The sequence below is a fragment of the Halorubrum vacuolatum genome (assembly GCF_900188065.1).
Lineage (GTDB): Archaea > Halobacteriota > Halobacteria > Halobacteriales > Haloferacaceae > Halorubrum > Halorubrum vacuolatum.
The window spans coordinates 73,916-93,232 of record NZ_FZNQ01000008.1 but is presented as its reverse complement, the minus strand read 5'-3'; the positions used below and the strand labels follow the sequence as shown (position 1 = coordinate 93,232).

Sequence of the window (19,317 nt, the reverse complement as noted above, 5' to 3'; positions counted from 1 at the left end):
CATGACCGCTGTGCTTATTACCGGCTCCTCGCGGGGGATCGGACGGGCGATCGCGCACCGATTCGCCCACGACGGCTACGACGTCATTATCAACTATCAGACGAACGAGGCGGCCGCCGAGGACGCAGTCAAGCTGGTCGAATCGACCGGGTCGGGGGCCATCGCAGTCGAGGCTGACGTCAGCGACCCGGACGCTGCGGCTCGGCTCGTCGAACGCGGCGTCGAGACGTTCGGCGGGCTCGATCACGTGGTGAACAACGCCGGGATCGACCAGCACGTCCACACCGAGTCGTTATCGCCCGCCGATTTCGATCACGTCATGGACGTCAACGTCAACGGCGCGTTCAACGTGACGAAGGCGGCGCTGTCGGCGCTCGAAGCGTCCGAGGACGACCCCTCGGTCACGAACGTCTCCTCGATCCTCGCACACACCGGCGCGCCGATCGAGTGTCACTATGCGGCCTCGAAGGGGGCGTTGCTCTCGTTGACGCGCAGCCATGCGGCGGATTTCGCGCCCGACATCCGGGTGAACGCGGTCGCCCCGGGCCACATCGAGACCGATATGACCGCCGATCGCACCCCCGAGGAGGCGGAGGCGGCCCGCGCCGAGATCCCGATCGGCCGGTTCGGTCGGCCAGCGGAGATCGCGGACGCGGTCGCCTATCTGCGGGATGCGACCTTCGTCACCGGCGAGACGCTGAACGTGAACGGTGGGGAATCGATGCGGTGATCGACAGGGGGCGTATGGAAACCGCTGGAGTGGCTGGGAGATGGGCGAACGGGGATCAACGACAGCCCCGATCAGGGGATGATCTCAAGTCCCTCGCGGAGACATATCGAGCCATGCGTGTCGCGGACGTGATGTCGACGGACGTCAAGCACGTTGAACTCGGTGAATCGCTTGCGGCGGCCGTCGAGACGATGTTGCGTGCGGGGATCGGGAGCGTCGTCGTGACCCGCGAGGGATCGCCGGCCGGGATCCTCACCGAGACCGACGCGCTCATCGCCGCGGTCGAAACCGACGAGCCGTTCTCCGCGATTCCCGTCAGTCGCGCGGCGACGACTCCGCCCGAGACGATCCGCCCGACGGCGACCGTACGCGCCGCGGCCGATCGAATGGTTGAACTGGGCGTGAAGAAGTTGCTCGTGGTCGATGGCATGGAGCTTCGCGGGATCGTCACGATGACGGATCTCGTCGAGCATCAGGGCGCGTTCATTCGGGAGACGCTTCGGATCGAGCGCGAGCGAGATGGATGGCGTGGATGAGCGGGCAGTCGACTGCCTCACCCTTCCGAACCCGGAAGTGGCTCCGTACACCAGTGACAGAAGTCGATCTCGACGTCCGCCTCGCGTCCACAGTGGGGACAGGAGATCGTCGGCGGGGCGTCACCGTCGTCCTCGACGACGGCATCCCGTTTCCCAGGCATGCCTTGCCGGGCGACGCCGGTGGGGATCCCGTTTGAACCGGCCGGATCGTCGCCGACGCCCTCGCCAGCGGTGGGGTCGGAGTCACCGCCGAGATACTCCTCGGTCTGCGCACGCTGGGCACGGTCGTACGCCCGATTGTTCCTGACGGCGAGCACGTACGCGTCGACGACGCTCGCGACGGCGACGATGAACGCGGGGAGGATGTCGGCGATGGGCGGCCGCTGTCCGCTGATGAGCCGATCGAGGGCGGCCTCGGGAACGATGAATACGAGGGTGGCGGTGATCAACAGGTACCAGCCGAACGCCCGCCCCCAGCGGCGCAGATACGCGTGCCCGAGGCCGGAGACGACGACGGCGAGCAGCACCGTGAGCCACACCCGGCGCCGACGCAACGTGGCCATGGCCGACCTATGGGAGGGTGCTCAATGAGCGTTCTGGAGTTCGACGGCGTTCGCGGGCGAGGTCCGCGTGCAATTCGGCTCAACACTCGTGTTCGTAGAACTTGTTTCGCGTTCGCTCACGCCCCTCCGGGTCGTCGATGGTGTCGCGGGTGATCTGCTCCGTCACCTGATACATCTCGATAGTGACGAGCTCGATCCCGTACTCCTCCTCGTAGGTCCGACAGAGGTGATCCCCGTAGCTGGCCGCGAGGTCGCCATCGAGGGTGTTTCGACGGATGTCGTTCATGAAGAACCGCTGGCGATAGGTGTCGTGTTGGCGTTGTAACTCGTCGGTGGGACGCTCCCAGGTGAACGAGCGGTTGTGGAAGACATCGAGGTGCTCGCCGTCGGTCGTATTGGCTCCGAAGACGTAGTATCGGTCGGTACTCCGCGGCGTGGGGGCGAAGACGCTCCATTCCGGCTGGCGGACGTTGAGCGCACGCGAGACCGTGTGGACGTGTTCGCCGGCGGAATGGGCTCGCACCTCGCTCGTCAGCGCGTGCTGATCGTAGATCTCGTCCTCGCCACCCATCACCGCCCCGGCGTTCAGCAGGAAGATGGCGGCGATGAGCACGAGCGCGATGACCACGGCCCCGAGCGCGAACAGGTACGTGTACCGGAAGAAGCGACGGGGGCTCCCCTGTGAGAGTCGCCCGAAGGCGGGCAGCACGGTCGCGATCGGTCGACCGATCCGGGCGTCGACGCCGCGGGTGATCCGTTCGGGGTCGATCCCGAGCGCGCGGACGACTCGACCGGCATCACGCCAGAACGCCGGCTGGAGGAACAACAGCAACCCGGCGAGCGCGACGTAGGCGAACGCCCCGATACGGACGGTGACCGCGAAGGAGGCGTGTCCGCCGGCAAAAAGGGTCAAGAACAGGTATCGGGCGCGTCCACGGAGCAGGAAGAGCATCGGCGAAGCGAGCAGGATATAAAACCAGAGGAGGCCACCGAACTCGATGAGCGGGAGCGCGTTTCGCATGGTGTTCCCGAGCAGAAACGTCATCTCGTCGATGCCGAAGACGAGGGGGGAAGCCTCCCCGCTCCGCCAGGCCTCGGAGGTCGATTTGTGAAGCCCGTTGACGAAGTACATCACCACCATCTGCGCCATCCCGAGCGCGACGGCGATGTGAACCACGACGGCACGGCTGCCACGGCGCTCGGCCCTGGCCGCCCGTTCGCCACCGACCATTCGGGCTTGGAGGGCGTCGATCGAGTAGCGATCCCCGAGCGGCATGAAGACGGCCCAAAAGAACAACAGCCGGAACAGCGTGTCGGCGTAGCTCAACACGAAGGGGTTGTGGTGATCGAGCGAGATGACGAACAGGAACGAGAGCGCCGTCGAAAGGCGGGTCCGGTACCCGAGAACCAGTGCCAGCGCGATGAGCCCCTGAAGCACAAACAGGGCGGCTATCGCCTCCGTACTGGAGGTATAATAAAAGACGGAGAACGCGACGTTGGAGGTCCCGCGCTCGGCGAGTGACTGTGTGACGATCCCATCGTCGGTATAATAAAACGCGAAGTTCCGCGACCGGGCGAGAAGATCCGCGATCACGAGCACCCCCAACGCGATCCGAAACGCCGCCAGCGACCGCGGGTCGACGGCGATGCTGCCGGCGAGGAACCGGCGGAGTCGGCGGAACCCCGTCCGTGCCGCCCGTCCGATGAAAGTCCCACCGCTCATGATGATCGAGATGGCGTCCGGATCGGCGCGCTCGCGACGTCAGTGACTAACATGGGGTCGATGCTGGCCGGGACCGGATTTCTCCGGTCGGTCGTTAATGGCCAGTGTCCGTCGGGGTATACTAATCCATCGCCTCAAACCGCGTGTATCCGCGGGGGTCGTTCGCGCCGCCCGGTGACGTTATTATTCCGCCCGCGTTTGGAAGGGTGGAGTTATTAATAAAATAGTTTTGCATAATAATACTTTTACCGAATGACGGTCAATGCCCGGGTATGACGTACACGAGGCGAACCCTTCTTCGGTCCGGGATCGGCGCGGCGGCCGTCGGCGGGCTCGCCGGCTGCCTCGGAAACGGAAACCCCGCCGGAAGCGACGGGGAAGCGGCCGGCTACACGGCCTTTTTTACCGTGCAGGACTGGGCGGAACACGTCGCCGGGGACCACTTCGAGTTCACCAACCCCGTCTCGGTCGGACAGATGGGCCACGGCTGGAGCCCCGATGGCGACGTCGCCCGCGACATCGCCTCCACACAGGCGTTCTTTTACCTCGACACGCCCGAATTTTCGTGGGCACAGGACGTCGCCGCCGAGCTCGAGCGCGACTACGAGGACGTCGCCGTCTACGACCTCCTCGATGGCCTCGGTCCCTACCTCATCGGCTTCGACTCCGGCGAACTCCCCGAGTTCGACCGCGGCCACGAGTACCCCCGTGACAGCCTCCGGCTCAACGAGTTCGACATCTACGACCTCCGGTCGGACGAACAGCTCGGCTACTGGCACGACGGCCACTGGCACGGCGGCGTACCGGACGTGTCGCTCGATTCGACCGTTCCGATCGGCATCGTCCTCTTCGATAACGAGGGTCGGGTGGTTCCCCTCGGCGACGGCGAGCGCTACCGGGTCGATGCCCGGATAGCCGATGGCGAAGCGGGGATCCTCGAGATCGACGCACACGGACGGCAGGTCGACTTTACCGGCACGGAGACGGGGGAGACCGCCGTCGTCTTCGAGTTCTACGAGGACGACGAGCTCATCTACGATACCGAAGACGAACGCTCCACGTTATCCGTCATCGAGGGCGACGAGGGGGGCGCGGACGAGTTCCACGACCCGCACGTCTGGGCCGATCCGGTGCTCGGTCAGAAGATGGTGCGGAACATTCGTGATGGGCTCGTCGAACTTGACCCGGACAATACCGAGGCGTACGAGGAGAACACCGACGCATACCTCGAACGCATGGACGAGGTCGACGCGGCGTTCGAGGCGCTTGCCGAGAGCGCCGAACGCGACGTGGCCGTCTTCGCCGGCCACGATTCGTTTCAGTACCTCGAACGCCGATACGGGTTCGATCTCCGGACCCCCGTTGGGACCTCCCCGGATGCCGCGGAGTCGTTCGAGGACATCGCGGGCCTCGTCGACGTCATCGAGGAACACGATATCCACACCGTCCTGTATGATCCCTTCGAGGCACCGGACCCGGACGAGGACGTCCCGCAGATGGTCGAGCTCATCTTCGAGAACACCGACGTCGATCGCGCGGAGCCGCTCACCCCGGGAGAAGGGACGACGGCAGAATGGAGCGAGGCGGGCTACGGCTGGGTCGAACAGATGCTCGAAATAAACGTCCCGTCGCTTGAGGCCGCACTCGATGCGTGACGGGGTGGAGGGAACCGTGACTCCCATCGTCGATATCGAGGACGTCACGTTCGGCTACGGCGACGCGAACGCCCTCGAAGACGTCTCGCTGCGCATCGAGGAGGGCGAGTTCCTCGGGCTTATCGGCCCGAACGGCTCCGGAAAGACGACGCTTTTACACCTCATGTTGGGGCTTCGTGAGCCCGATTCCGGGTCGATCACCCTCTTCGGCGAACCCGCCCACGAGTTCGAGGCCGGCGAACGGATCGGCTACGTCGGCCAGCGCGCGGCCGACCGCGGCGACGCGATGCCGGTAACGGTCCGGGAGACCGTCCTCATGGGCCGGTTCGCCCGCGCGGGCCACGCCCGTCTCACTGACCACGATCGGGAGGTCACGGCCGAGGCGATGGAGACCGTCGGCGTCGAGGACCTCGCCGAACGGCGCGTGAGCGCGCTCTCGGGGGGACAGCGACAGCGCGTGTTCATCGCACGGGCGCTCGCCTCCGAGGCGGATATCCTCGCGCTCGATGAGCCGACCGTCGGGATCGACGCCGACTCGCGCGATCGCTTTTATAACCTCCTCGACGAGCTCAACGCCGCCGGAATGACGATCGTGTTGATCGAACACGACATCGGCGTCCTCACGAAACACGTCGACACGGTCGCGTGCATCAACGTCGAACTCTACCACCACGGCGATACGGTCTCGTTCCTCGAAAGCGACGCGCTGACCGACGCGTACGGCCGCGCGAGCGGGATCTTAGCGCACAATCACCCATGAGCACGGATCGACACACGGAGGCCGACCCGCAGCTCGACGGGGAACCTACCGAGGACACGAGATCGGGACGGGCGCCATGGATACGGGAGGGAGCCGAACTGGTCGGCATCGGCCTCGTCGGCACCCTCGCCGTCGGAATGCTCGCGTTCATCGCGCTCGACTGGCTCCGTGCGGCACCCGGCGCGATCGGATCGCTCGCCGGGTCGTGGTTCGCCGGCGTGCTCACGCTCGGGGCGTGGGCCGACTTCTATCTCGGAACGAACGTCTTTCGGCACCCGTTCGTCTGGCGTGCGGCGGCGACCGGGGTGTTGATCGGGATCGTTGGCCCCGTCGTCGGCGCGTTCCTCGTCCATCGGCAGATGGCGCTCATCGGCGAAACGCTGGCGCATACGGCGTTCGCCGGGGTCGCGTTCGGGATGTTGTTCGTCGCGCTCGGTGCCGGCCTCGCTGGGGGGGCGGTCGCGCTGTTCGGATCGAGCGGAACGTTGCTTCTCGTCGCGTTGGTCGTGAGCGCCGCGAGCGCCCTCGGGCTGCAGTGGCTCACCGACCGAACCGACAGCTACGGCGACGTGCCGATCGCCATCGTCCTCACCGGCAGCTTCGCCGTCGGAACGCTCGTGATCAGCTGGAGCCGCGATTTCGTCGCCATCGCCATCGACATCGAGGACTTCCTCTTCGGGAGCCTCGCGATCGTCACGGCGACCGGCGCGCGGCTCGTAGCCGTGTTGTCGGTCGTCGTCGTCGCGCTCGTGATCTACAACTACAAACAGTTCCTGTTCATCACCTTCGATGAACGCGCCGCACACGTCGCCCGACTGAACGTGGACCGATACAACGCCCTGCTCATCGTGATGACCGCGACGGTCGTCGTCGGCGCGATGCAGATCCTCGGGGTCATCCTCGTCGCCGGGCTGCTCGTTATCCCGGTCGCCGCCGCCTCACAGGTCGCCCGGAGCTTTCGGGAAACGTTGTACCTCTCGGTGCTCGTCGGACAGGTCGCCGTCCTCGGCGGGCTTGCCGTCTCCATCGGCGCGAGCCTCCCGCCGGGTGGGTCGATCATCGTCATCGCCATCGCGATTTACCTCGTCGCGGTCGCGGCCTCCGATCGATCCACGTCGCTGTCGATGCACTGAGCACGGTGGTCCGCTGAGGAAAAAAGAGCGGAACGGGACGACGCGACTCACGGACCGGCCGGCAAACGCACGCGATTCCCACGGACTCTTACGTTCGCGTCTCGAGGCAGGAGCATGGGAGAAACCGAGACCTACACCGTGACTGGACCCGATGGCGACGAGGATACCGTCGAACTGCCCGCCGGACTCGCCGATGTGCTCACCGAGCAGGGTGAGTCGTCGACCCGCGTGATCACCGACGTGATCCTCCAGGCGATGGCACAGCAGGCGCACGTGATCGTCCACCACGGCCACGGTGACGTGCCCGAGGATCTCGTCGAGATGAACGAGACCGCGGAGGAACTCTTCGAGGAGCGGTTCGGCCAGTCGCTGCAAGAAGCGCTCGGTCACTCGCACTGATCGGGACGGAACGGTCAGTGAACTGCACCCGTCTCACACGAGCCAGCGAGCGACCGCTTAAACCGACGCGGAACGTAGCTCGTTCATGGTGGAGGACGCTAATTCACCGGTGTTGATCTTCGACGGCGACTGCCCGTACTGTTCGATCGCGGCGGTCGCGCTTCGTCGGCTGGAGGGCGTCGTCGCGGTCCCGTGGGAGGCCGATCCGGTCGGTCCCTTCCTCGACGCCCAGTTCGGGGCTCGCCCGTTCGCGATGGTCCTCATCGATCCGCGCGAGGGACGGGTGTACGCCGGAGGGGCGGCCGCCGAGGAGCTCGCGACGCGTGCCGGCACCCCGGGCATCGTCGGTGGCCTGGTTCGGGACAACTACGATCGGATCGCCGACGTGGTCGGGACCCTCTCGGGACGAGGCCGTGATCCGGATGCGTACCACGAGACCTATGCGCTTACCCCGGATGCCCGCGACCTGATCGGTGATCTCCGTGCGGCCGCCAGCGACCCGCCAGAACCGATGGCATGACGCGGGGGGACCGACGTGAGGAACCCGTCGGGGGGACATACACCCTCGTGATCGATCTCCCGAAGCCGATCACTCTGGACGTCGGGGCGCTCGGACCGGTCGACCTTCCGGTCGGCGCATATGCGTACACGGGCAGCGCACTCGGCTCGGGCGGATTCTCACGCGTCGACCGTCATCGGCGCATCGACGCCGGCGAACACGCGGTTCGACACTGGCACATCGATTACCTGCTCGGACATCCGGACACGCGGATCGTCGACGTGACGAAGAGCCGTGGCGTCGATATCGAGTGCGCGGTCGCCGGGCGGCTCCCGGCCGGACCGGTGGAGGGGTTTGGCGCTTCCGACTGCGGCTGTCGGTCACATCTGGCGAGTGGTGCGACCCTCACGGCGGTGACCGAGCAGGTCCGGCGAACACATAGACTGGCCGCGGGTCGGTCATCGACCCACGACTGAAGTCGTGGGCTTCCGACGCAAATACGTGTGAAACAGAGGCGGGCGCCACCCGTCGGGCAGGCCGGGTGACGCCGGCTCGAGGCGACCGTCCGGGCAAAACGGTCGCCTCTGGTTTCCGCGTGCCCTCCAGCGTCCGGGCAGGCCGTGGGAGAGCGATCCCGTCCAAGTAGGCGGGAGCGTGACCCCGAAGGGTCACGAACGACGGGCCGGGCAGCACCGTCGGTTCGGACCGAACGGCCCGAACGATCGCCGGTGTACGGGCACCCCGGCACCGTGCGAGTACGTGTCATTTGATTATAAGTCATTCGACCGAAACGGTCCCGAACGGCCACAGCACCGGGCGAGCGGAGGTCGCTCGCGCGGGACGAGGATACTCGGCGATCACTCACGCGGGACGGTGACGTCGTATCGCTCGATCACGTCACGGAGCTGCGCGCGACGACCGTCGATCGCCTCCCGCCTGAGCAGCTCCTCATCGGCCGTAGGACAGTCCATCTCGGGAACGGGGGTCGGAGAGCCCGCCGAATCGAGGGCGACGAAGGTGAAATACGAGGTCGTCGTCCGTCGTCGTTCGTCGGCTTTAGGATCCTCCGCGTGGACGTCGACTTTGATCTCGAGGCTCGTCCGACCGGTGTCGAAGACGTATCCCTGTATCACGACGACCTCGCCCATCTCGATCGGGCCGATGAAATCGACGTGGTCCATCGACGCGGTGACCACCTGACGGTTCGAAAAGCGCATCCCGGCGATGGCGCCACAGATGTCCATCCAATGGAGCACGGTGCCACCCAACGCCCGTCCGAGGTTGTTCGTCTCGTTCGGGAACAACAGCTCCGTCATCTCCGTGTATGAATCCGCGAGCGTTGCGCTCTCGCTCATAACCGTCTCCACGCACCGATCGACTTGAAACCGCGGGAAGCCACCCTATGGAATCGACGGGATCGGTCCCGAGGTTGCCGTTTCCCGTCTACTTCTCACCCATCGCCGAACCGGATCGAATCGGGCGGGCGGCCCGCCTCCTCGATGACGTCGTCGCTGACGACGATCGGACAGTCGACCCTGACGGCGAGCGCGAGAGCGTCGGACGGACGTGCATCGAAGACGAACCGTTCTGGACGCCCGTCCTCGTAGCGCTCGGCGTCGATCTTCGCATAGAACGTGCCATCCGAGAGGTCATCGATCCGAACGCGGTCGATCGCGCCCCCGAACTCGGTGAGTATCTCGACGAGCAGGTCGTGGGTGAGGGGCCGATCGAAGGGCTCGCCTTCCAAGACCGTACCGATTGAGCGAGCCTGGTCGCCGCTCACGAAGATCGGGACGTATTCGTCGCGAACGGAGAGTACGACGGCCGGAATATCACCACCCGGTGCGGATCCGGCCCCAACGCCGATGACCTCCGCTTCGTGTTCCATAGACAAACATCGTTACGACGGCATGAATAGCTGTCCCCGATCGCCTGGACTCACAAGCCCTAAACGCGGGCGAGCAGTATGGATGGATAATGACCGAGACGTCCGGGAACGCGGGCGGTGCATCGACGAGGGGCACCTCCGTCGATGGAGCCGCCACGGCCCGCGAGCCCGGAACGGTGACCGTCGTCGGGACGGCACACGTCTCCGAGCGCTCCGTCGAGGAGGTTGAGTCGACGATCACCAGCGAGCGACCGGACGTCGTCGCCGTCGAACTCGACGAGGGGAGATATCGACAGATGCAGGGGGAAGCCCCCGAGGACCTCGATGCGAGCGATCTGCTGAAGGGAAACACGGTCTTTCAGTTCCTCGCCTACTGGATGTTGTCCTACGTCCAGACACAGCTCGGCGAGCGGTTCGACATCGAGCCGGGGGCGGACATGCAGGCCGCCATCGACGTCGCGGAAGAACTCGGGATCGACGTCGCGCTCGTCGACCGCGACATTCAGACGACCATCCAGCGCTTCTGGGCCCGAATGACGATCACCGAGAAGCTCCGGATGGTCGGCGGGTTGGCGTTCGGCGTCACGGACTCACGGGTCGTCGGGATCGTTGCCGGACTGTTCGTCGGGATCGTTCTCGGGCCCGCGATCGGCCTCTTCGGTGGTTCGCTCGGGGTCTCCGAGCCGCTTTTGACGAGCGTGACCGCCGGCGTCCTGACCGCCGTGATCGTCGCGTTCGTCGTTGACACAATCGGGAAGGCCGGACTCTCGCCCGACGGTCGCCTCTATGCGGCGGTCGGGCTCGGCTTGGGAAGCGGCGTCGCCGTCGCCGCGACGGGCGTCGGCGACGGCGTCGTGACGACCTATCTCGGCGGGTTCACCGTCCGGGCGATCGGCAGCCTCGGGCTCGGGATCGGCCTCGGCCTCATCGCCGGCTTGGCGGCCGCGGGGGCGATCGGTCTCTTCGGCGGCCGGGAACCGAGCGAGTACGGCGGGATCGAGGACCTCGACATAGACCAGCTCACCGACGCCGACGTCGTCACCATGATGATGGAGGAGTTTCGGCAGTTCTCCCCGGGCGGCGCCGAGGCCCTCATCGACGAACGGGACGCGTTCATCGCACACCGCCTCGTCGCGCTTACAAACGCCGGCTACGACGTGGTCGCCGTCGTCGGTGCGGGCCATCGTGCCGGGATCGAACGATACCTCGCGAACCCCGAGACGCTTCCACCGGTCGCGGACCTCACCGGCCGCGAGAGCGGCCGTCGATTCCCCTGGCTGAAGGCGATCGGCTACCTCATCCTGGTCGCGTTCGTGACGTTCTTCGTCCTCCTCGCGATGGCGGGCGTTCGCGACGGCTTCCTGCTTCGCCTCTTCGGCGCGTGGTTCCTGATCAACGCCTTCTTCGCGTTCTCGTTCGCGAAGGTCGCGGGCGCCCGATGGTCGTCCGCGAGCGTCGGGGGTGCCGTGGCATGGATGACCTCGATCAACCCCATGTTGGCGCCCGGGTGGTTCGCCGGCTACGTCGAACTCCGGAACCTCACGGTGAACGTCGGCGATATCGGCACGCTCAACGAGCTGCTTTCCGATGAGACGAAACCGCCGGGCGAACTCGTCTCGGCGATGCTCGATGTCCCCTTGTTCAAACTGATCGTCGTGGTCGCGATGACGAACCTCGGGAGCATGGTCGCCAGCTTCCTCTTCGCCGTCTACGTCATCCCGGCGATGTTCGGCGCGGAGATCGGCGGCGTCGACGAGGTCTCCCGACTGATGATACAGGGCGCACGGAACAGCGCGGACCTGATCCGTGGACTGCTGACGATGCTTTGAAAAATCATGAGTGAAACGATTCGCGGTCGACGGATCGCTGGCCTCTATTTCAGTGGAACGGAACTGCGAGACCTCCTCATCGCCTGGGTCGCGCTCGGCGTCGCATTCATGCTGTTTTTCGTCGGCGGGACGGCCGGCTTCGATCGGCTGCTGGCGGCCGGCCTCGTCGTACCGCTCGTGGTGAGCCTGGTCACGGCGGGGATCGCCTTCCTGCTACACGAAGTCGCTCACAAGGTCGTCGCGGTTCACTACGACCAGATCGCGGAGTTTCGAGCGGACAACGGGATGTTGTTTCTCGCCGTAATGACCGCCCTGTTGGGGTTCATCTTCGCCGCACCCGGTGCGGTCCACCACCGTGGTCGGCTCACCGACCGGGAGCACGGCCACATCGCCCTTGCAGGCCCCGTCGTCAACCTGCTTTTGACCGTCGTCTTCGTGCCGGTGTTCGTCATCGGCCTCCTGATCGGGAGCCCCATCGTGGTGCTCATCGGCGAGCGCGGGATCGCGATCAACCTCTTTCTCGCCGCGTTCAACCTGATCCCGTACGGCCCGCTCGACGGGAAGACCGTGATCGGCTGGAGCAAAACTGTCTGGGCTCTGACCTTCGTCCCCTCCGCGGTGATCGCGTTCACGCTCGTCTTCCTCTTCGGGTTCGGCTTCGGCGGCCCCTTCTGAGGTGTCGACGCTCGCCCGGAACGGTGCGTTTTTGCCTTACGGGCGTCCCTCTGTGAGACATGACACAGGGCGACGACGATGACGAGGAGCTCACCTACGCGGCCGCAGGCGTCGATATCGACGCGAGCGAGGCGGCGACGGCGGCGCTGATCGGAGCGGTCGGCGAGGCCGAGGGCGACTACGCCGGCTTACTCGATATCGGCGACCGATATCTCGCGCTCGCGACCGACGGCGTCGGCACGAAGCTCCTCGTCGCCGAGGCGCTCGAGGATTACTCGACCGTCGGGATCGACTGTATGGCGATGAACGTCAACGATCTCGTCGCCGCGGGCGTCCGCCCGGTCGCGTTCGTCGACTATTTGGCGGTCGATGAACCGGACGAACGCTTCGCCGAGCAGGTCGGCGAGGGGCTCGCACGGGGTGCCGAGCTGGCGGACGTCGAACTCGTCGGCGGGGAGACCGCGGTGATGCCGGAGGTCGTCCGCGGGCTCGATCTCGCCGGAACCTGCGCGGGGCTCGCGGCCAAGGACGCGATCTTCGACGGCACGTCCCGACCCGGTGACGCGCTCGTCGGCTGGCGCTCCTCGGGGATCCACTCGAACGGGTTGACGCTCGCCCGGGAGGCGGTCACCCGTGCCGGCGGCTACACCGACCCCGCGCCGTTCGAGGGCTATGAGACGCTTGGGGAGGCCCTGCTGGAGCCGACCCGGATCTACACCGACCTCCTCGACCCGATGCGCGAACACGGCGTTCGCGGGGCCGCCCACGTCACCGGCGGCGGGTGGAGCAACCTCGAACGGCTGGGTGCAAACCGATACGTGATCGACGAGCCGTGGGAGGTACAGCCGGTATTCGAATTTATCGCGGAGGTCGGGAACGTTCCGGCCGAGGAGATGCACCGGACGTTCAACATGGGAACCGGTTTCGTCGCGGCGTTGGATCCTGAACAAGCGGCAGCGCTCGCGACGGCGACCGACGGCCGCGTGATCGGCCACGTCGAGAAAGGGGACGGGGTGTCGATCCGCGGGTTGGAGCTGTGAGCGGTTATCCGGGGCTGTGAGCGGTTGATATCGATACGGACCCGGAACCGGTCAGCGAGGGTGTAGCGAACAGGCGGCGCTCGTCGTCCCCGCGACGGTGCGCCACACACCCGTCTCGGCCGTCGCGGACCTACGTCAGGTCACAGCAGGATCTGGTCGCGGTATCCGATATAAACGTTCAGTCTGGATATGAGCGGATCGGCCCCAACAGAGATGATCGAGACCGTCAATACATCATCAAATCCGGATCATCACCCGCTCCAGTAGTATTTAAGAGAGGTGAGCCGCGATGTCGGCCTCGGTGATGATCCCGACGGTTTCGCCCCCGTCGGTGACCATCACGGCTTTATAATGATCCAGCAGGTTGCGGATCTCATCGACGGTGGCGTCGGTCGCAACGGTGGGGAACGACTCGCTCATGATTTCGCTTACGGGGAGGTTCCCGACATTCTCGCCCGCATGGATCACGTCACCTTGGCTGATCGACCCGACCGGAATGCCGTTCTGGAGGACGGGGAGCTGTGAGTACGCCTCCGCCTCCATGCGATCGACCGCCGCGCGGACGGAGTCATCCGGGGCGACGCTGATCACCGTTCGATTCATCAGATCGGTCGCCCGGATCACCTCACCCGCGGCCTCCTCCAACGCGTTGACGATCCGTCGGAGCGTCGAGAGCCGCGGATCGACGTCGCCGCCTTCGATCCGCGCGATGAGCGGCTGTGACACGCCGGCTGCGTCCGCGAGTTCGCTCTGTGTCAGTTCGAGGCTCGTCCGCCGCTCGCGTAGGTCCTGCGGCGTGGGAAGTTCCATACCGGTATATTACCAAAGGTTATTAGAAAAGGTTTCGGCGGCGGCCGACCTCGCCACGAGGCGACGACCATCCCCGGGCGGTCAGCGAGCGAACGGCTGTCGGGAACGGTGGGACACGCTCACTCGTCCTCGTCGTCGCTTTCGGTCTCGATGATCTCGATGACCTCGAGGGGGACGTCACGGAGCGCCCCGCCAACCTCGCTTTTGGCGATCCGCTCGGCGTGGTTCTCGCCGTCGGCGTTGAAGACCTCGATCTCGAGCAACAACCCGACGAGCGCGGTGTTCGCGGCGAGAAACGCCGCATCGAACGGTTCACCGCAGGCCGGACAGCCGGTGACGCCCGGTTCGACGTCGACGTACTGTTTGTTCGTCTCGTTCAGTCGCTTGCCAGCCTCACTGACCGCGACGCCGATGGCGTCGTCGGTCTCTTCGACATCACGAACCAACCAGGCGGCCTCCATTGCGACCAAGTAGTTACTCATGCGCCTCCGGACGGACCGCAGGGTTTCGTGTCTTGTGGTTTCCGGCCACTCGAATAAGAATCGAATTGAACGGCTCGCATGCGCGGTCGACGCGCGCGCGAGGCCGCTACAGCCGCTCGACGACGGCTTCCGTGACCTCCGTAGTCGTCGCGGAGCCGCCGAGGTCACCGGTTCGTGGGCCATCGGTGAGGACGGCTTCGACGGCATCACGGATCCGGTTGCCGTCCTCGACGTAGCCGAAGTACTCGACGAGCATCGCCGCCGAAAGGATCGCCGCCGTCGGGTTGGCGACCCCCTCGCCCGCGATGTCCGGGGCGGTCCCGTGGACCGGCTCGAATAAGCCGTTGTCGTGGCCGATGTTCGCCGAGGGCAACAAGCCGAGCCCGCCGACGAGTCCGGCCGCAAGATCCGAAAGGACGTCGCCCGCGAGGTTCCCACAGACGACGACGCCGTACTGGGTGGGGTCGAGCGGCAGCTTCGTCGCGAACGCATCCATCAGCTCCTCATCGGCCTCGACACCCCGCTCGGCGGCCACCGCGAGCACCTCATCGCGGAAGCGCCCGTCGGTCTCACGCATCACGTTCGCTTTGTGCGCGACGGTGAACCCCTCACTGCCGTCGGGACCACGGCCGTCCTCGACGAAATCACAGGCGAACTCGGCGAGCTCACGCGAGGCCGAGGAGGTGACGACCCGTGTCAGCGTCGAGAGGTCCTCGCTCAGGCGATCCTCGTGACCGGCGTAGACTCCCTCGGTGTTCTCACGGAGGAAGACGACGTCCGTCTCCGATCGGACCGCATCGACGCCGGGGAACGCACGCGCCGGACGGATATTGACGAACGAGCCGACCGCATCCCGCAACGGGAGGATCACGTCCGCGGCCGTCTCGCCGGCCGCACCGAACAGCGTCGCGTCCGCGTTCGCGGCCGCCTCGTAGGTATCTTCGGGGAGCGCCTCGCCGGTCTCGGCCAATACCGCGTCGCCGGCGTCCACGTAGGTGTATTCGAACTCGCCGATCGAGCCGGTCGCCGCGACCGCATCCAACACCTCGACGGCCGCCGGAACGACCTCCTTGCCGATCCCGTCACCCTCGATGACGGCGATCTCGACCGGCATTCAGTCGTCCCCCGCCGCACCGGTCACATCGGACCCCTCGTCCGGAACGTGTGCTGCGGGGATGTACGGGAGCGATCGAGCCGTCTCCTTTACGGCCTCCGTGTTCGCGCCCATGAGCGCCGTCGTGTCCCAAACGCCCTCGACGAGCGCCCGTCGCTGGGCCTCGCTGACCGTGACCTCGATCGTTTCGCCGCCGTAGGCCACCGTCTCGTTTTCGACGTCGATTTCGATCTCGGCGTCCGGGTTGGTTGCGACGTGCTCTTGAAGCGTCTCAACCGTGTCGGCGTCCGCGGTGACCGTCGGGATCCCCAACGCGAGACAGTTGCCCGCAAAGATCTCCGCGAACGACTCGCCGATCACGGCATCGATCCCCCAACGCATGAGCGCCTGCGGGGCGTGTTCACGCGAGGAGCCACAGCCGAAGTTGGCGTTGACGACCAGCACGTTCGCACCCTGGTACTTCTCCTCGTTGAACGGGTGGTCCTTCTCCTCGTCCTCGTCGCCGAAGCGCTGATCGAAGAAGGCGAACTGGCCGAGGCCGTCGAAGGTGACCACTTTCATAAATCGCGCCGGAATGATCTGGTCGGTGTCGATGTCGTTGCCGCGGACCGGAATGCCGGTGCCTGAGACCTCGGTCACCCGCTCTGCGGGTGCGTCGCCGTCGGCGAAGCCGTCGTGGTCGATCGCATCGCTCATGCGACCGTCACCTCCTTCATCTCGCGAACGTCGGTAACCTCGCCGGTCACCGCCGCGGCTGCGACCATGATCGGACTCATAAGCACCGTCCGACCGTCCTTCGAGCCCTGTCGGCCGACAAAGTTCCGGTTCGAGGAGGACGCGCTCGCCTCGTCGCCCTGCAGTTGGTCGTCGTTCATGCCGAGACACATCGAACAGCCCGGTTCGCGCCAGTCGAAGCCGGCCGCTTTAAATACCGCATCGAGCCCCTCGGCCTCGGCAGCCTTCTGGACGCGCTGGCTTCCCGGAACGACCATCGCGCGAACGTCCGGATGGACCTCACGGCCCTTCACGAACGCCGCCGCCTCCCGGAGGTCCTTCAAGCGGGCGTTCGTACACGAGCCGAGGAAGGCGACGTCAATTTTGTAGCCCTCCATCGTCTCGCCGGGTTCGACGCGCATGTGTTTCTGTGCGCGCCGGGCGGTTTCGACCTTCTCTGCCGGGAGATCCTCCGGATGCGGGATCGGCTCCGTGATGCCGATCCCCTGTCCGGGCGTCGTCCCCCACGTGACGGTCGGCTCGATCGCGGAGCCGTCGATGGTGACGACGTCGTCGTACTCGGCGTCCGAATCGGAGGTGACCGACTCCCAATAGGGTTTGAGTCGCTCGAATTCCTCCGGGTCGTCCGCGAACGCGTCCGTCTCACGAAGCCATTCGTAGGTGGTCTCATCGGGGTTGACGTAGCCCGCGCGGGCTCCACCCTCGATCGACATGTTACAGATCGACATCCGCCCCTCCATGCCGAGGGTTTCGATCGCCTCGCCGGCGTACTCATAGACGTAGCCGACGCCACCCTCGGTACCGAGCTTTCGGATGATAGTCAAGATGACGTCCTTCGCCGTGACGCCGTCGCCGAGTTCGCCGGTGACTTCGATCCGCCGTACTTTCTGTTTCTCCATCGCCACACAGCCCGTCGCCAGCACGTCGCGGATCTGTGAGGTGCCGATCCCGAACGCGAGCGCGCCGAACGCGCCGTGTGTCGAGGTGTGTGAGTCGCCACAGACGATGGTCATCCCGGGCTGGGTGAGCCCCTGTTCGGGGCCGATGACGTGAACGATCCCCTGATCGCCGGAGTCGGGATCGGAGAACGTAATCCCGGAACCGCGGACGTTCTCCTCGAGTTCCGCCATCATGTTCTCTGCAGCCTCGTCGCCGAAGGGGCGAGCGCGGTCGCCGGTCGGCACGATGTGATCGACGGTCGCATGCGTCCGTTCCGGGAACGCAACCGTTCGGCCGCGCTCTTTCAGCATGCCGAACGCCTGTGGGCTCGTCACCTCGTGGACGAGGTGCAATCCGACGAACAGCTGGTCCTGACCCGTCGGCAACGACGCCACCTTGTGGTTCTCCCACACCTTGTCATATAGCGTTCCTCGGCTCATCGGTTACCCTCCGTGTTCCCGCGGCTCCAAACGCGGTCGATCGCGCGTCCGTCACCTCGACGTGCCGTGTGGTCCACGTTCACCATCGATCGATCGTCCGTGGACGCGTCATCGTCCGATGTCGGTCGATCGTCCGTGGGCGCATCATCGTCCGATGTCGGTCGATCCTCGGTCCCCCCGTCAGCAACGACGGGTCCACGACGAAATATCTCGCCGAGCGTCGAACCCGTCCGCGGGTTCGCGTGGGAAACCTCCGCCATCGTCGGTCGGGCTTCGCGCTCCTCGTCGCCGTCGACGCCCATCACGCTTTCACCTCGGCCGTCTCCTCTTCGCTCTCGCTTTCGGCGTCTTCGGCCCACGCGAACAGCCCGCGGAGCTCCTCGCCAACCGCTTCGATCTCGTGGTTCTTCTCCGCGGTTCGGAGCTGCTCGTAGTTCGGCCGGCCGGCCTGATTCTCGAGGATCCACTCGCGGGCGAACGTCCCGTTCTGCACGTCCGCAAGGACCTCCTCCATGTTCTCACGGGCGTGTTCGTCGATGACGACGTCGCCTTTCGTCAGCCCGCCGTACTCGGCGGTGTCGGAGACCGAATCCCACATCGCGCCGATCCCGCCCTCGTACATCAGATCGACGATCAGCTTCATTTCGTTGAGACACTCGAAGTAGGCCATCTCCGGCGAGTAGCCCGCGTCGACGAGCGTCTCGTAGCCGACCTTGACGAGTTCGGCGATGCCGCCACAGAGAACCGCCTGCTCGCCGAAGAGGTCGGTCTCGGTCTCCTCGCGGAACGTCGTCTCGACGACGCCGGCGCGGGTACAACCGATCGCGGCCGCGTACGCGAGCCCCTCCTCGCGGGCCTCGCCCGTCGCGTCCTGATAGATGGCGAGCAGCCCCGGCGTCCCCTCGTCGTTCTCGTAGTTTCTACGGACGAGGTGACCCGGGGACTTCGGCGCGACCATCGTCACGTCGACGTCCTCGGGCGGGCGGATCTGGTTATAATGAATGTTGAATCCGTGCGCGAACTGGAGCGTGTCGCCGGGCTCCAGGTTGGGTTCGATCGCGTTCTCATAGACCGATGGCTGGACGGTATCGGGCACGAGGACGCTTACCACGTCGGCTTCCGCACACGCCTCCGCGGGCGTCGCGACGGTGAGCCCGTCGTCCTCGGCGGCCCCCCATGAGGAACTCTCCTCGCGCAGGCCCACTATCACGTCCACCCCGCTGTCAGCGAGGTTCTGTGCGTGCGCGTGTCCCTGTGAGCCGTAGCCGAGGACGGCTACCGTCTTCTGAGCGATGTAGTCGCTGTCCGCGTCGTCGTCGTAATATACCGTCGAGTTGAACGTCTGTGTATCGTCTGCAGTCATGTCG

22 protein-coding genes are annotated in these 19,317 nt (G+C 65.7%); 11 read left to right on the top strand and 11 right to left on the bottom strand.

Annotation, left to right across the window (positions count from 1 at the left end):
- Position 1: 1 nt before the first annotated feature.
- On the top strand, positions 2-730 hold the full coding sequence (locus CHB65_RS09260; protein ID WP_089384777.1) for an SDR family NAD(P)-dependent oxidoreductase: 729 nt from the start codon (positions 2-4) through the stop codon (positions 728-730).
- A gap of 131 nt (positions 731-861) precedes the next feature.
- On the top strand, positions 862-1,266 hold the full coding sequence (locus tag CHB65_RS09255; RefSeq protein ID WP_179213629.1) for a CBS domain-containing protein: 405 nt from the start codon (positions 862-864) through the stop codon (positions 1,264-1,266).
- Between the two features lie 17 nt (positions 1,267-1,283).
- Here the strand turns inward: CHB65_RS09255 and CHB65_RS09250 are convergent, their stop codons facing one another.
- Both CHB65_RS09250 and CHB65_RS09245 read right to left on the bottom strand, forming a co-directional pair.
- Complete coding sequence (locus CHB65_RS09250) at positions 1,284-1,829, bottom strand: zinc ribbon domain-containing protein (RefSeq protein WP_089384775.1); 546 nt, start codon at positions 1,827-1,829, stop codon at positions 1,284-1,286.
- Between the two features lie 79 nt (positions 1,830-1,908).
- Positions 1,909-3,552, bottom strand: a complete 1,644-nt coding sequence (locus CHB65_RS09245; protein WP_089384774.1) for an HTTM domain-containing protein — start codon at positions 3,550-3,552, stop codon at positions 1,909-1,911.
- 272 nt (positions 3,553-3,824) lie between these two features.
- Between CHB65_RS09245 and CHB65_RS09240 the strand changes: the two genes are divergently transcribed.
- From CHB65_RS09240 to CHB65_RS09215, 6 genes are all read left to right on the top strand, one after another.
- Positions 3,825-5,207 carry a metal ABC transporter substrate-binding protein gene (locus CHB65_RS09240; protein WP_089384773.1) on the top strand — a complete coding sequence of 461 codons (1,383 nt, stop codon included), beginning with the start codon at positions 3,825-3,827 and terminating at the stop codon, positions 5,205-5,207.
- Positions 5,200-5,967 carry a metal ABC transporter ATP-binding protein gene (locus CHB65_RS09235; RefSeq protein ID WP_179213628.1) on the top strand — a complete coding sequence of 256 codons (768 nt, stop codon included), beginning with the start codon at positions 5,200-5,202 and terminating at the stop codon, positions 5,965-5,967. The genes CHB65_RS09240 and CHB65_RS09235 overlap by 8 nt, the downstream gene beginning before the upstream one ends.
- Complete coding sequence (locus tag CHB65_RS09230; protein WP_089384772.1) at positions 5,964-7,100, top strand: metal ABC transporter permease; 1,137 nt, start codon at positions 5,964-5,966, stop codon at positions 7,098-7,100. The genes CHB65_RS09235 and CHB65_RS09230 overlap by 4 nt, the downstream gene beginning before the upstream one ends.
- A gap of 114 nt (positions 7,101-7,214) precedes the next feature.
- Positions 7,215-7,499, top strand: a complete 285-nt coding sequence (locus CHB65_RS09225; protein WP_089384771.1) for a DUF7545 family protein — start codon at positions 7,215-7,217, stop codon at positions 7,497-7,499.
- Between the two features lie 85 nt (positions 7,500-7,584).
- Positions 7,585-8,019: a thioredoxin domain-containing protein gene (locus CHB65_RS09220; RefSeq protein WP_089384770.1), complete on the top strand. Its 435-nt coding sequence runs from the start codon at positions 7,585-7,587 to the stop codon at positions 8,017-8,019.
- Positions 8,016-8,474 carry a GIY-YIG nuclease family protein gene (locus CHB65_RS09215; protein WP_089384769.1) on the top strand — a complete coding sequence of 153 codons (459 nt, stop codon included), beginning with the start codon at positions 8,016-8,018 and terminating at the stop codon, positions 8,472-8,474. Before CHB65_RS09220 ends, CHB65_RS09215 begins: the two co-directional genes overlap by 4 nt.
- Positions 8,475-8,855: 381 nt before the next feature.
- On the opposite strand, the gene CHB65_RS09210 is transcribed toward CHB65_RS09215, so the two are convergent.
- Positions 8,856-9,353: an acyl-CoA thioesterase gene (locus tag CHB65_RS09210; protein ID WP_089384768.1), complete on the bottom strand. Its 498-nt coding sequence runs from the start codon at positions 9,351-9,353 to the stop codon at positions 8,856-8,858.
- 95 nt (positions 9,354-9,448) lie between these two features.
- Positions 9,449-9,886 carry a bifunctional nuclease family protein gene (locus tag CHB65_RS09205; protein WP_089384767.1) on the bottom strand — a complete coding sequence of 146 codons (438 nt, stop codon included), beginning with the start codon at positions 9,884-9,886 and terminating at the stop codon, positions 9,449-9,451.
- Between the two features lie 89 nt (positions 9,887-9,975).
- Here CHB65_RS09205 and CHB65_RS09200 point away from each other — a divergent pair, with 89 nt between their 5' ends.
- The 3 genes from CHB65_RS09200 to purM are packed head-to-tail and all read left to right on the top strand — an operon-like array spanning position 9,976 to position 13,430.
- On the top strand, positions 9,976-11,715 hold the full coding sequence (locus CHB65_RS09200; protein WP_089384766.1) for a TraB/GumN family protein: 1,740 nt from the start codon (positions 9,976-9,978) through the stop codon (positions 11,713-11,715).
- A 6-nt stretch (positions 11,716-11,721) separates the two neighbouring features.
- On the top strand, positions 11,722-12,390 hold the full coding sequence (locus tag CHB65_RS09195; RefSeq protein WP_089384765.1) for a zinc metalloprotease: 669 nt from the start codon (positions 11,722-11,724) through the stop codon (positions 12,388-12,390).
- A 59-nt stretch (positions 12,391-12,449) separates the two neighbouring features.
- On the top strand, positions 12,450-13,430 hold the full coding sequence (gene purM / locus CHB65_RS09190; RefSeq protein WP_089384764.1) for a phosphoribosylformylglycinamidine cyclo-ligase: 981 nt from the start codon (positions 12,450-12,452) through the stop codon (positions 13,428-13,430).
- A gap of 270 nt (positions 13,431-13,700) precedes the next feature.
- Here the strand turns inward: purM and CHB65_RS09185 are convergent, their stop codons facing one another.
- The 7 genes from CHB65_RS09185 to ilvC all read right to left on the bottom strand — a co-directional run bounded on the left by CHB65_RS09185 (position 13,701) and on the right by ilvC (position 19,313).
- Positions 13,701-14,240, bottom strand: a complete 540-nt coding sequence (locus tag CHB65_RS09185) for a CBS domain-containing protein (protein ID WP_089384763.1) — start codon at positions 14,238-14,240, stop codon at positions 13,701-13,703.
- Between the two features lie 119 nt (positions 14,241-14,359).
- Positions 14,360-14,722, bottom strand: coding sequence for a DUF555 domain-containing protein (locus CHB65_RS09180; RefSeq protein WP_089384762.1), 363 nt, complete (start codon positions 14,720-14,722; stop codon positions 14,360-14,362).
- A gap of 106 nt (positions 14,723-14,828) precedes the next feature.
- Positions 14,829-15,836: an isocitrate/isopropylmalate dehydrogenase family protein gene (locus CHB65_RS09175; RefSeq protein ID WP_089384761.1), complete on the bottom strand. Its 1,008-nt coding sequence runs from the start codon at positions 15,834-15,836 to the stop codon at positions 14,829-14,831.
- Entirely contained in the window at positions 15,837-16,532 is a 696-nt protein-coding gene (leuD, locus tag CHB65_RS09170; RefSeq protein ID WP_089384760.1) for a 3-isopropylmalate dehydratase small subunit, read from the bottom strand.
- Positions 16,529-17,950 (bottom strand): 3-isopropylmalate dehydratase large subunit, encoded by a 1,422-nt coding sequence (gene leuC, locus CHB65_RS09165; RefSeq protein ID WP_089384759.1) that lies wholly within the window; start codon positions 17,948-17,950, stop codon positions 16,529-16,531. Before leuC ends, leuD begins: the two co-directional genes overlap by 4 nt.
- The gene (locus CHB65_RS09160) at positions 17,947-18,252 is read right to left on the bottom strand and encodes a hypothetical protein (protein ID WP_089384758.1); all 306 of its coding nucleotides are present in this window, start codon (positions 18,250-18,252) and stop codon (positions 17,947-17,949) included. The genes leuC and CHB65_RS09160 overlap by 4 nt, the downstream gene beginning before the upstream one ends.
- Entirely contained in the window at positions 18,252-19,313 is a 1,062-nt protein-coding gene (gene ilvC, locus CHB65_RS09155; protein WP_089384757.1) for a ketol-acid reductoisomerase, read from the bottom strand. The genes CHB65_RS09160 and ilvC overlap by 1 nt, the downstream gene beginning before the upstream one ends.
- Positions 19,314-19,317: the final 4 nt, after the last annotated feature.

Bases quoted from the DNA above. Each gene is read 5' to 3' on its own strand.
- CHB65_RS09260 (WP_089384777.1), top strand. From the start codon at position 2: ATGACCGCTGTGCTTATTACCGGCTCCTCGCGGGGGATCGGACGGGCG.
- CHB65_RS09255 (WP_179213629.1), top strand. From the start codon at position 862: ATGTCGACGGACGTCAAGCACGTTGAACTCGGTGAATCGCTTGCGGCG.
- CHB65_RS09250 (WP_089384775.1), bottom strand. From the start codon at position 1,829: ATGGCCACGTTGCGTCGGCGCCGGGTGTGGCTCACGGTGCTGCTCGCC.
- CHB65_RS09245 (WP_089384774.1), bottom strand. From the start codon at position 3,552: ATGAGCGGTGGGACTTTCATCGGACGGGCGGCACGGACGGGGTTCCGC.
- CHB65_RS09240 (WP_089384773.1), top strand. From the start codon at position 3,825: ATGACGTACACGAGGCGAACCCTTCTTCGGTCCGGGATCGGCGCGGCG.
- CHB65_RS09235 (WP_179213628.1), top strand. From the start codon at position 5,200: ATGCGTGACGGGGTGGAGGGAACCGTGACTCCCATCGTCGATATCGAG.
- CHB65_RS09230 (WP_089384772.1), top strand. From the start codon at position 5,964: ATGAGCACGGATCGACACACGGAGGCCGACCCGCAGCTCGACGGGGAA.
- CHB65_RS09225 (WP_089384771.1), top strand. From the start codon at position 7,215: ATGGGAGAAACCGAGACCTACACCGTGACTGGACCCGATGGCGACGAG.
- CHB65_RS09220 (WP_089384770.1), top strand. From the start codon at position 7,585: ATGGTGGAGGACGCTAATTCACCGGTGTTGATCTTCGACGGCGACTGC.
- CHB65_RS09215 (WP_089384769.1), top strand. From the start codon at position 8,016: ATGACGCGGGGGGACCGACGTGAGGAACCCGTCGGGGGGACATACACC.
- CHB65_RS09210 (WP_089384768.1), bottom strand. From the start codon at position 9,353: ATGAGCGAGAGCGCAACGCTCGCGGATTCATACACGGAGATGACGGAG.
- CHB65_RS09205 (WP_089384767.1), bottom strand. From the start codon at position 9,886: ATGGAACACGAAGCGGAGGTCATCGGCGTTGGGGCCGGATCCGCACCG.
- CHB65_RS09200 (WP_089384766.1), top strand. From the start codon at position 9,976: ATGACCGAGACGTCCGGGAACGCGGGCGGTGCATCGACGAGGGGCACC.
- CHB65_RS09195 (WP_089384765.1), top strand. From the start codon at position 11,722: ATGAGTGAAACGATTCGCGGTCGACGGATCGCTGGCCTCTATTTCAGT.
- purM (WP_089384764.1), top strand. From the start codon at position 12,450: ATGACACAGGGCGACGACGATGACGAGGAGCTCACCTACGCGGCCGCA.
- CHB65_RS09185 (WP_089384763.1), bottom strand. From the start codon at position 14,240: ATGGAACTTCCCACGCCGCAGGACCTACGCGAGCGGCGGACGAGCCTC.
- CHB65_RS09180 (WP_089384762.1), bottom strand. From the start codon at position 14,722: ATGAGTAACTACTTGGTCGCAATGGAGGCCGCCTGGTTGGTTCGTGAT.
- CHB65_RS09175 (WP_089384761.1), bottom strand. From the start codon at position 15,836: ATGCCGGTCGAGATCGCCGTCATCGAGGGTGACGGGATCGGCAAGGAG.
- leuD (WP_089384760.1), bottom strand. From the start codon at position 16,532: ATGAGCGATGCGATCGACCACGACGGCTTCGCCGACGGCGACGCACCC.
- leuC (WP_089384759.1), bottom strand. From the start codon at position 17,950: ATGAGCCGAGGAACGCTATATGACAAGGTGTGGGAGAACCACAAGGTG.
- CHB65_RS09160 (WP_089384758.1), bottom strand. From the start codon at position 18,252: ATGGGCGTCGACGGCGACGAGGAGCGCGAAGCCCGACCGACGATGGCG.
- ilvC (WP_089384757.1), bottom strand. From the start codon at position 19,313: ATGACTGCAGACGATACACAGACGTTCAACTCGACGGTATATTACGAC.